At 64.8% G+C, this 10,717-nt stretch carries 11 protein-coding genes; 6 read left to right on the top strand and 5 right to left on the bottom strand.

Going from position 1 to position 10,717, the window contains the following annotated elements; all coding sequences use genetic code 11:
- The 4 genes from A8G08_RS21835 to A8G08_RS21820 all read left to right on the top strand — a co-directional run.
- Positions 1–766: thiamine pyrophosphate-dependent enzyme (locus tag A8G08_RS21835; RefSeq protein ID WP_245672944.1), on the top strand; the 766-nt coding region annotated here is incomplete at its 5' end.
- Positions 767–790: 24 nt separating this feature from the next.
- Entirely contained in the window at positions 791–2,221 is a 1,431-nt protein-coding gene (locus A8G08_RS21830) for an aldehyde dehydrogenase family protein (protein WP_068278814.1), read from the top strand.
- Between the two features lie 10 nt (positions 2,222–2,231).
- The gene (locus A8G08_RS21825) at positions 2,232–3,059 is read left to right on the top strand and encodes a TauD/TfdA dioxygenase family protein (protein WP_068278812.1); all 828 of its coding nucleotides are present in this window, start codon (positions 2,232–2,234) and stop codon (positions 3,057–3,059) included.
- A complete protein-coding gene (locus A8G08_RS21820) occupies positions 3,056–3,799 on the top strand; it encodes an SDR family NAD(P)-dependent oxidoreductase (RefSeq protein ID WP_068278810.1) in 744 nt (247 codons plus the stop codon). Before A8G08_RS21825 ends, A8G08_RS21820 begins: the two co-directional genes overlap by 4 nt.
- Positions 3,800–3,969: 170 nt before the next feature.
- Here the strand turns inward: A8G08_RS21820 and A8G08_RS21815 are convergent, their stop codons facing one another.
- The gene (locus A8G08_RS21815) at positions 3,970–4,677 is read right to left on the bottom strand and encodes a carboxymuconolactone decarboxylase family protein (RefSeq protein WP_245672943.1); all 708 of its coding nucleotides are present in this window, start codon (positions 4,675–4,677) and stop codon (positions 3,970–3,972) included.
- A 108-nt stretch (positions 4,678–4,785) separates the two neighbouring features.
- Here A8G08_RS21815 and A8G08_RS21810 point away from each other — a divergent pair, with 108 nt between their 5' ends.
- Positions 4,786–6,423, top strand: a complete 1,638-nt coding sequence (locus A8G08_RS21810; RefSeq protein WP_068278806.1) for an MFS transporter — start codon at positions 4,786–4,788, stop codon at positions 6,421–6,423.
- Positions 6,420–6,956 carry a hypothetical protein gene (locus A8G08_RS21805; RefSeq protein WP_068278804.1) on the top strand — a complete coding sequence of 179 codons (537 nt, stop codon included), beginning with the start codon at positions 6,420–6,422 and terminating at the stop codon, positions 6,954–6,956. Before A8G08_RS21810 ends, A8G08_RS21805 begins: the two co-directional genes overlap by 4 nt.
- 24 nt (positions 6,957–6,980) lie before the next feature.
- Here A8G08_RS21805 and A8G08_RS21800 read toward each other — a convergent pair whose 3' ends face one another.
- The 4 genes from A8G08_RS21800 to A8G08_RS21785 all read right to left on the bottom strand — a co-directional run.
- The gene (locus A8G08_RS21800; protein WP_068278802.1) at positions 6,981–7,649 is read right to left on the bottom strand and encodes a GntR family transcriptional regulator; all 669 of its coding nucleotides are present in this window, start codon (positions 7,647–7,649) and stop codon (positions 6,981–6,983) included.
- An 88-nt stretch (positions 7,650–7,737) separates the two neighbouring features.
- Positions 7,738–8,730 (bottom strand): transketolase family protein, encoded by a 993-nt coding sequence (locus A8G08_RS21795; protein ID WP_068278800.1) that lies wholly within the window; start codon positions 8,728–8,730, stop codon positions 7,738–7,740.
- Positions 8,727–9,611 (bottom strand): transketolase, encoded by an 885-nt coding sequence (locus tag A8G08_RS21790; RefSeq protein WP_068278799.1) that lies wholly within the window; start codon positions 9,609–9,611, stop codon positions 8,727–8,729. Before A8G08_RS21790 ends, A8G08_RS21795 begins: the two co-directional genes overlap by 4 nt.
- Before the next feature lie 45 nt (positions 9,612–9,656).
- Positions 9,657–10,717: MFS transporter (locus A8G08_RS21785; protein ID WP_068278797.1), on the bottom strand; the 1,061-nt coding region annotated here is incomplete at its 5' end.

The following is a 10,717-nucleotide window of genomic DNA, read 5'->3' as shown; positions in this document are numbered from 1 at the left end:
GATCGATGTGCCGCTGGTCGGCGACCTGCGCGCGGTAGTGCCGCAGCTGGTCGACGCCCTGAAGGACACACCCCGCACCGCCACCCCCGAACTGGCGCGCTGGATCGAGCAGGACGCGCAGCGCCTCACCGAGCTGGCCGAGACCGCACCTTCCGGATCCACACCCGTGCATCCGGCCCGATTGATCGTGGAGGCCACCAAGGCGTTCCCGAGCAACGGCATCATGGCGCGCGACGGCGGTGCCACCACGATCTTCGGCTGGACTTACTCGCAGGCCAAGCCGCACGACGTGATGTGGAATCAGAACTTCGGCCACCTGGGCACCGGGCTCCCCTACGCGATCGGCGCTTCGGTCGCCGACGGCGGCAAGCGGCCCGTCATGCTCATCACCGGCGACTCGTCGTTCCAGTTCCAGATCGCTGAGCTGGAAACAGCTGTTCGGCTGAATCTTCCGCTTGTGTGCGTGGTCGCGTGCGACTACGCATGGGGCCTCGAGGTCGGCGTGTACAAGCGCACCTTCGGCCACGGCTCGCTCGAAACCGGCGTGCACTGGAGCAAGGACACCCGCTTGGACAAGGTCGCCGAGGGCTTCGGCTGCTACGGGGAGTATGTCGAGAAGGACGGCGACATTGCGCCCGCGATCGAGCGCGCCTATGCCAGTGGCAAGCCCGGCGTCATCCACGTCGCGGTGGACCCCAAGGCCAACTCGGAGGAAATGCCGAGCTACGACGAGTTCCGCACGTGGTACGCGGAAGGCCAGCAGTGAGCTGCTCGGAAGGAGCGACGAATCATGCGTGAATACCTGAAGTTCTACATCGGCGGCGAGTGGATCGATCCCGCACAGCCGCAGACGTTTGACGTCATCAACCCGGCCACCGAGGAGGTCGCCGGGCGGGTCGCCAACGGTTCGGCAGCGGATGTCGACCGCGCGGTGAAGGCCGCGCGGGCCGCCTTCCCGGCCTGGTCGGCATCGAGCGTCGCGGATCGCCTGGAACTGCTCGGCAATATCGCCGCCGAGTACCAGAACCGGGCAGGCGACCTCGCGGCCGCGCTGACCGAGGAGATGGGCGCGCCGAGTGAACTCGCCAACGGCTTTCAGGTCAATCTCGGGGCCGGGCACATCGCGACGGCCATCGAGGTGCTCGAGCGCTATACCTTCGAGGAACTGCGCGGGAACAGCCTGATTGTCAAAGAGCCGATCGGTGTCTGCGGCCTCATCACACCGTGGAACTGGCCGATGAACCAGATTGCGGTCAAGGTGTTCCCGGCCCTGGCGACCGGAAACACCATGGTGCTCAAGCCTTCCGAGCGCTCGCCTTTCACAGGTCAGGTCTTCGCCGAGATCCTCGCTGCCGCCGGCGTGCCCGCAGGCGTGTTCAACCTCGTTCAGGGCGATGGCCCGGGCGTCGGTGTGCCGCTCTCGTCGCATCCGGATGTCGACATGATCTCGTTCACCGGCTCGACCCGCGCTGGCGTCGAGATTGCCAAGAACGCGGCGCCGACCGTCAAGCGAGTGACGCAGGAACTCGGCGGGAAGAGCCCGCACATCATTCTCGACGACGCAGCGTTCGCCGAGAGTGTCGGTGCGGGCGTCGTCACAATGATGCTCAACTCCGGTCAAACCTGTAGCGCTCCTTCGCGAATGCTGGTTCCCGCCGCTCGTATGGCGGAGGCGATCGCGGTCGCCGAGCAGGCAGCGGCCGGCGTGACAGTCGGAGACCCGAATAGCGATGCCGTGATCGGGCCTGTGGTCGCCGGGTCGCAGTTCGACAAGATCCAGGCGCTCATCCAGCAGGGCATCGACGATGGCGCGACGCTGGTTGCCGGTGGGCTTGGCCGCCCGGAGGGCGTGACCAAGGGTTTCTACGTCAAGCCGACGGTCTTCGCGGATGTCAAGAACGACATGACCATTGCGCGCGAGGAGATCTTCGGGCCAGTGCTGGTCATCATCGGATACGACAACATCGACCACGCGGTCGAGATCGCCAACGACACCGAGTACGGCCTCGCCGGCGCGGTCTCCGGCGCGGATCTCGATGCTGCCCGTGCGGTGGCTCGCCGGATCCGTGCCGGATCGGTCGCGATCAATGGCGGATTCGACTTCGCTTGCCCCTTCGGCGGTTACGGCCGCAGTGGCAACGGGCGCGAGTGGGGCGAATTCGGTTTCGACGAGTACGTCGAGGTCAAGGGCATTCTCGGCTACGTGCCCGCGGAAGCCTGAGGAGTACCAGATGCCTGTGATTGAGACGAAGAAACTCAGCGACAAGGTCGGCGTCGAGGTTCTCGACGCCGACGCCGACCGGCTGATCAACGATCCCGACATCCCCGCGGCATGCATGGACGCACTCGAGCACAACGGCGTTCTGCTCTTTCGGGAACTGCACCTCACCGACGCCGAGCAGGTCGCGTTCTGCCGGCGGCTAGGCGACCTCGTGCTGTTCCCGAAGTACGAGGTGCCCGAGGTCATGGTGATCAGCTTCGAGCCTGACAACCCGAACCGGCGATACTTCGAGAGCAACGACTACTGGCATCTCGACGGTTTCCTCGACCCGATCCCGGCGCGGGCGTCGATCATGAGCGCGCACATCACGGCGGAGAAGGGTGGCGAAACCGCGTTCGCAAGCACGTACGCCGCCTACGACGCGCTCTCCGACGACGAGAAGGACGAGTTCGAGAAGCTGCGGGTGGTGCACTCGATGGCCTCGATTCAGCGGCGCGGGCATCCGAATCCCACCGAGGAGCAGGAGGCCAACTGGGCCCGCGTGCCGACGCGGGAACACCCTCTCGTGTGGAACCACGAGACAGGCCGCAAGTCACTGGTCATCGGCGCGAACGCCGACCGCGTCGTCGACATGGACCTCGACGCGGGCCGCAAACTCCTGCTCGATCTCGAGGAGCGCGCAACGGCGCCGGATCTCGTGTACAAGCACACCTGGTCGGTCGGTGACCTCGTGATCTGGGACAACTGCGGGCTGTTGCACCGGGCGTGCGAATTCGACCGGAACAAGCCGCGGCGGATGCACCGCAGCACGCTCGTGGGCCACGAACCCATCAAATGATCGGTCGCACAGCGATCGTCACCGGTGGTGCGTCCGGAATCGGTGCCGCCATCGCACGCCGCCTAGCCAGCGGCGGTGCGATGGTCGCGATCTTCGATGTCAACGCCGACGCGGCCGTCGCGGCCGCGTCGGCCATCGAGAGCGACGGCGGCAAAGCTGTCGGCATTTGTGTGGATGTCACCGACCGGACGAGCATCAACGCCGGTGTGGCCGAGGTCCGCTCGCGGCTCGGTCGTCCCGCGATTCTGGTGAACAGCGCCGGTTTCAGCACCGAAGGACCATTTCTCGAACTCACTGCCGAGACGTGGAATCGTGTGCTGGCGATCAACCTCACCGGAACCTTCGACTGCTGTCAGGCCGTGCTGCCCGACATGATCGAAGAGGGCTGGGGACGCATCGTCAACATTTCCTCCTCCAGCGTGCACAGTGGCGCGCCCGAGATGGCGGCGTATGTCTCGGCAAAGTCCGCGGTGGTCGGCCTGACGAAGGTACTGGCACTGGAGTTTTCACCGCACGGGATCACGGTCAACACGATTCCGCCGGGGTTCATCGACACCCCGATGCTGCGGGAGACGGTGGCGCGCGGGCGAGTCCATATCGCGTCGCAGGAGAAGCGCACGCCGGTCCGGCGTATCGGCCAGCCCGAGGATGTCGCTGCCGCGTGCGCGTTCCTCGCCAGCGAGGAGGCCGGCTACATCACCGGTCAGGTCATCGGCGTCAACGGCGGCCGCAACACCTGACGGTCCGGCCGCTTCCCGTGTGCGAATTGTGTTCCCGGGTGCGAAGTTTTGCACTCGAGAACAAGGTTTGCACTCAGGAGTGCGCTCCAAACGGGTGCAAAACTTGTTGATCGGGGCGAAGTATTGCACCCGTTTGCACAATTTGCACTCTGGAGTGCGCTCCAAACGGGTCAGCGGCGGACGGGGAGGTACTGGACGAGATCGGCCTCGGGCTCCACATCGACCGAACGCAAGACCTTGGCCAACAGTTCGTAGGCACACACGGTGAAAACAATGTCGAGCAGCTGACGATCATCGAACTCCGCGGCCAGCTCTCCCCACGCCACCTCGCCGATCACTCCGTCGAGCACCAGTTCGTCGGCGGCGCGGAGCAGGCTCCGATCGAGGGCGGACCAACCCAGGGCGTTCGGCCCCTCTGTGACCCGTGCAACCTCCTCCGCACTCAATCCCGCGTCGCCGGCAAGCAAAGTGTGCTGGGCCCATTCGTAATCGGACTGACGAAGATGAGCGACCCGGAGAATCAATAGTTCTCGGATGCGCTCGGTAATTGTTGCGCCGTTGAGAATATGACCGTTGAAGGTGAGGAAGGCGCGGGTCAGATCCGGATGATGGGCGAACGTCCCGAGTAGGTTCGCCGCACTCGGCCGCCCCTCGTTGTTGCGCTCCCCCTTGACAATTGCGCCGTACTCACTCATAAAGGCCACCATGTCCGGCGACCAGTCCTGCCTGGAAATCGGTGAAAGTCTGGCCATCGTCGTGGACTCCCTCCGCGACAATCCGTCGTAATCCGTTGTCGCAACAAAATATTCCAAAGTAATTTGCGAAAATCCTATCAGCGTACAAGCGAACTCGCGACGGCGAATTTCTGCACGGCGCAAGGCGTAAACCCAATTTCTTCGCGAGTTGCCCGGCGTCAGGTGTTGGCTGGTGTTTGAATGAACGGGCCATCAGTCCCGATGACACCAACACCGGGCGAGGGGAGTTCCATGAGCGGCAGTGACGCCACCGCGGCCGGGGTACGCAGCGGTTCGGGATTGGTCCTCACGGTGCTGGCTGCGGGTCAGTTCCTCATGACGCTGGACAGTTCTGTGATGAACGTGTCGATGGCCAGCGTCGCCGCCGATGTCGGCACCACCATCACCGGCATTCAGACAGCGATCACGCTGTACACGCTGGTTATGGCCAGCCTCATGATTACCGGTGGCAAGATCGGCGCGATGCTCGGCAGACGTCGGGCATTCGCGATCGGATTGGTCATTTACGGCGTCGGCTCGATGACGACGGCGCTTGCCCCGAACCTCACGGTCCTGTTGATCGGCTGGTCGCTGCTCGAGGGTATCGGTGCTGCATTGATCATGCCCGCGATCGTTTCCCTCGTTGCCGCGAACTTCCCCACCGAACGCCGCACCGCGGCGTACGGATTGATCGCGGCCGCCGGTGCGGCGGCGGTCGCGGTGGGTCCCCTGCTCGGTGGCGCGGTGACCACATTCGCGTCCTGGCGGTATGTATTCGCCGGCGAGGTCGTCATCGTTGTGCTGATCCTGCTCGTGCTTCGCAAGATCAGCGACGTTCCGCCCACACCGACTCGACTCGACGTGGTCGGTGCCGCGCTCTCGGTCGTGGGCCTGGGCGCCATCGTCTTCGGCGTCCTGCGCTCGAGCGAGTGGGGCTGGGTTTTGCCGAAGCCGGATGGGCCGGAGATCGCGGGCACCTCCCCCGTGATCTGGCTGATCATCGGCGGTCTCCTCGTGATGTACGCATTCGTCCGCCGGCAGACGCACTTGTCCGAGGCGGGGAAGGATCCACTGATTCCTCCCGCGCTGCTGCGCAACTCGCAGCTGACCGGCGGCCTGATGATGTTCTTTGCTCAGTTCCTCATCCAGGCGGGAGTGTTCTTCACCATTCCGCTGTTCCTGTCGGTGGTGCTCGAACTCAGTGCACTCGAGACCGGCGTGCGGGTGCTTCCGCTGTCGGTGGCGCTCGTCATCGCGGCCATCGGGATTCCGAAGCTCCGCCCGAACGCGCACCCCCGCCGGATTGTGCGGATCGGGCTCGGTTCGATGATCATCGGCATTCTCATACTCGTGGCCGGAATGGATCCCGGCGCGAATGCCGCCGTAGTCATGATTCCGATGCTGTTCATGGGCTTCGGGCTCGGCGCGCTGTCCTCGCAGCTGGGCGCGGTGACGGTCTCCGCGGTACCGATCGAGCAGAGCGCCGATGTCGGCGGTTTGCAGAACACCGCCACGAATCTCGGCGCCTCATTGGGTACCGCACTCATCGGCTCGATGCTGTTTGCCAGCCTCACCACCTCGGTGATCACCGGAATCGAGAGCAATCCGCAGGTACCCGACTCGGTCCAGCAAACCGCAACGACCGAATTGGCCTCGGGCGTTCCGTTCGTCTCGACGACGCAGCTCGAGCAAGCACTTGCCGATGCAGGGGTTCCTTCCGAAACGGCAGACGCGATCGTCGACATCAACGAAGACGCTCGGCTCGACGCCCTGCGCGACGCGTTTGCTGTCGCGGCCTTGCTCGCGGTCTTGGCCTTGTTCGCGACCGGTCGGTTGCCGTGGGATGCGGTCGGGAACGCCCCGCCGAAAACGGAAGTGGAACAAGCATGAAAACCGGGTTTCGCAGCCTGCTGCACGGACCGCTTTTCCAGACGCGGACCGATCTCGAACCCATGCACGCGGCGAGCCGGATCAGCGCCTATATCTACGGCAACATCCTGATCCTCGCCGCGCTGGTTCCGATCTCCCCCGCCGCCATCGGGCTCGGGCTCGCGGTCGTGTGGGGCACCGCGCTCTCGACCTACGTCGCCCATGCGTTCGCCGAAACCGTCGGCGAAAGCGTCCGTCAGCACGCCGATGTGACCTGGGAACTCCGGATCTCCGAGTTGCGGGACTCGGTACCGATTCTCACCTCGGCGGTTGTGCCATCGGTGGTGCTCCTGCTCGGCATTCTCGATGTGCTCGAACCCGAGACCGCCCAGCTCACCGCCGAGATCGTGATGCTTGCCCGCATCGGCGGTATCGCCTTCGTCATCGCCCGGCTCAAGGGCCAGCGGCCCGGCGGCGAGACAATCATTGCCTCGGTGTTCGTGATCATCATCGCGCTCGCGGCGGTGATCACAAAAATCGTGCTGACCCACTAACCGTTGAAGCGGTAGCGGTTTCGCTCAGGCGGCGCCCTCGACCAGCACGTCGGCGGCGACCGTCATGTGCTCGACCACGGTGGCCGCGGCCTTGTCGCCGTCACCGGATTCGATCGCATCCACGATGTCGAAGTGCCGCTTGGCATTCATGTTCCGCACGGCACGTTCCATGCCGGCGAACATGATCGACATCCGGATGCTGCCCTCCAACGACGACCACGAGTGCAGCAGCGTCTCGTTCCCCGCGAGCTCGCACATGGTCCGATGGAACGCGAGGTCGGCCTCGATGCGGTCATCGAGGTCGGCGCTCTCGTGGGCTTCCATCTGTTCGACCGCGGTCCGCAGCGCGGTGATGATGTCCGCTCGATCCGCCTGCGCGCACAGCTCGCGCGCAGCAAGCGATTCCAACGCCGCGCGGACCTGGAAGATGTCGCGGATCTCCTTGGTGTCGAGGTTCCGCACCAACAGTCGGCCGCGATCGCCGACAGAGATCAGCCCTTCCTGCTGCAACTGCCGCATAGCCTCGCGCAGCGTTCCGCGGCTGATGTGTAGCGCCTCGGACAGTTCGGTCTCGACGAGGTGAGTGCCCGGCGCAAGTTGGCCGGTCGTGATCGCCCGACGCAGGGCAATCAGGGCTTGCTGGCGCAGGCTGGTCTTCTCCAGCCGGAGCAAAGAACCCCCATCCTGGGACATGATGCCTCCGTTACGCCGTGTTCGACTGTCGACAGCTGGTCTGTCAACCGTCGATCGTACGCTACGCAGGACAGTCACTCGCTCCATGTCAGCCCAGATTCTCGAGCACGGTCGCGACAACGCGGTCCGTGGATAACCCGTAGCGGTCATGCAGGGTGGGCAACGCGCCGGCGGCGAGGAACTCGTCGGGGAGCCCGACGGGCACGATCTTCTTCGACACGCCAGCCCGCACAGCAGCACTCGCGACCGTCTCGAACAGGCCGCCAATCACGGTGTGGTTCTCGCAGGTTACGACCAGCCGGTCCGAATCGATCTCGCCGAGAACGGTTTCCGCGTCGAACGGCTTGATGGTCGGGGTATGCACGACCGCCGCGTCGACGTTGTGCGCCGCGAGCGCCTCGGCGGCCTGCAGCGCGCGCATGGTCATCAGACCGCTGGATACGAACACGACATCGGCGCCGGGACGCAGCACCTTCGCCTTGCCGAGCTCGAATTCGTAGTCGTACTCGTCGAGGATCGTGGGCACCTTGCCGCGCAGCAGGCGCAGGTAGGTTGGCCCTTCACTGGCCGCGAGTTGCGGCACCGCCTGCTCGATGTCTACCGAGTCGCACGGGTCGACGATGGTCAGATTCGGCATACCGCGGAAGATCGCAATGTCCTCGGTGGCCTGATGAGACGGCCCGTAACCGGTGGTCAGTCCCGGCAGCCCGCCGACGATATTGACGTTGAGGTTGGGCTCGGCGATATCCAGACAGAGGAAGTCGTACGCACGACGCGCCGCGAACACCGAGTAGGTGGACGCGAACGGAATCAGGCCCGTCTCCGCCATTCCCGCGGCCGCCCCCAGCAACAGCTGTTCGGCCATGCCCATCTGGAAGAACCGGTCGGGGAATGCCTCGGCGAAGATGTGCATATCGGTGTACTTGCCCAGGTCGGCGGTCAAACCGACGATGCGCGAATCGGCGCGGGCCGCCTCGACCAGGGCGTGCCCGAAGGGTGCCGAGGTCGTGCGCTGGCCCTCATCGGCGAACGAGGCGATCATCGCCGAGGTGCGCAACCGGGTTCCGGTGGCGGTACTCATGATTGGGTATCTCCTTCGTAGCCCGCGGTGAGCTGGTCGCGGCAGATCTGCCATTCGTCTTCGTCGATGCGCATGAAGTGCGCCTTCTCGCGGTTCTCCAGCAGCGGCACGCCGCGACCGACCTTGGTGTCGCACAGAATGACCGACGGATTTCCGGTCGATTCGGCTTGTGCGGCAACGGCATCGAACGCAGCGAGCAGCGCGGCGACATTGTTGCCGTCGACCCTGCGGACGAACCATCCGCAGGCCGCCCACTTCTCGGCGACCGGCTCGGTACGCAGCACGCTCGCGGTGTGCCCATCCGCCTGAAGGGAATTGATATCCACCATGGCGGTGAGGTGCCCGAGGCGATGATGGCTCGCACCCATCGCGGCCTCCCACGTCGAACCCTCATCGAGTTCGCCGTCGGAGAGGAAATTGATCACCCGCGACTCGGAGCCCTGCAACCGCAGGCCGAGCGCCATGCCGACCGCGACGGTCAGGCCGTGCCCGAGCGAGCCGCCGGAGATCTCCATGCCCGGTGTGTAGGTCGACATACCCGACATCGGCAGGCGGGAGTCGTCCGAGCCGTAGGTATCGAGCTCGCCAACCGGGATGATGCCGGCCTCCGCCAACGCGGCGTAGAAACCGATCGCGTAATGCCCGGTCGAAAGCAGGAACCGGTCGCGCTCGTTCCACTCGGGATCGTCCGCGCGGTAACGCAATTGATCGGAGTAGACGCTGGCGAACATATCCGCGGCACCGAGTGCCTGACCGACGTATCCCTGGCCTTGCACCTCGCCCATGTTCAGCGCGTGATGCCGGATCCGGTAGGCGGCGTCTGCGACGCGGCGCCGGCGTTCTGCGAGCGTGGCACGCTCAGCGGCCATTGTGATGGTCATTGTTGTCCTTAATATTTCGAGTCGAATCGAGGACGGATCGGCGCTTCAGGCTGCGACCCGGTTATCCTCGACCGCTGCCTCGGTATTGGCCGCTCGTTCCGCCAGGGCACGCTCCTTGGCCCCCCAGGTCTCGCGGGTGATGAGCGCGGCCCACAGGCCGATGGCGGCGTAGCCGCTGAACAGCAGCGCCGGGCCGAGCCAGCCGAACGAGACGAACAGCAGGGTCGTGATGAACGGCGTGAAGCCGGAGACCATCGCCGAAATCTGGTACGCAAGCGATGCACCCGATGCGCGGGTCTTGGCCTGGAACAGTTCGGGGAACCAGGCACCCTGCGCGCCGGCCATCGAGTTCTGGCAAACCGCGTAGGAGATCACGATGGTGGCGACAACGAACAGTACGAGCCCGGTGTTGACGAGCAGGAACATCGGAATGCCGAACAGCAGGGAGAACGCGCAGGACCAGATGTATACCGGGCGCCGGCCGATCCGGTCGGTGAGTCGCGCCCAGCCCATGGTGGCGAAGATGCCGATACCGGCGGCGATGCACAGCGCGGTGAGTGTCTCGGTCTTGGACGCGAGGCCCTCACTATGGAGATAGGAGATCATGTAGGTGACCGAAACGGCGTAGCCGGCAGTCTCGGCGATGCGAAGCCCGATGCCGCGCAGAATGTTTCGCCAATCGGTGCGCACTACCTCGACGATCGGTGAGCGCACTACCTCGCCGTGCTCCTTCACATCCTCGAAGACCGGGGACTCGGGGACCTTGGAGCGGATGATCAGGCCGACCATGACAAGCACGATGCTGGCCAGGAACGGGACACGCCAGGCCCAGTCGCCGCCGAGATGGACGCTGCCGAGGAAGACCAGGTTGGCCAGCAGCAGTCCGACCGGGAAGCCGGCCTGCACGATGCCGGTATAACGACCCTTTTCCTTCCATGGCGCGTGTTCGTAGCTCATCAGGATCGCGCCGCCCCATTCGGCACCGAACGCAAGGCCCTGAATGATGCGCACGACCACCAGCAGGATGGGCGCGACGATGCCGACCGACGCATAGGTGGGCAGCAGGCCGATGACGAAGGTGGCCAGGCCCATCACGATCAGTGAGG

The sequence above is a fragment of the Aldersonia kunmingensis genome (assembly GCF_001646865.1).
Classification (GTDB): Bacteria; Actinomycetota; Actinomycetes; order Mycobacteriales; family Mycobacteriaceae; genus Aldersonia; species Aldersonia kunmingensis.
The sequence above is the reverse complement of the archived record's forward strand: the minus strand, read 5'-3'. Positions and strand labels throughout refer to the sequence as shown.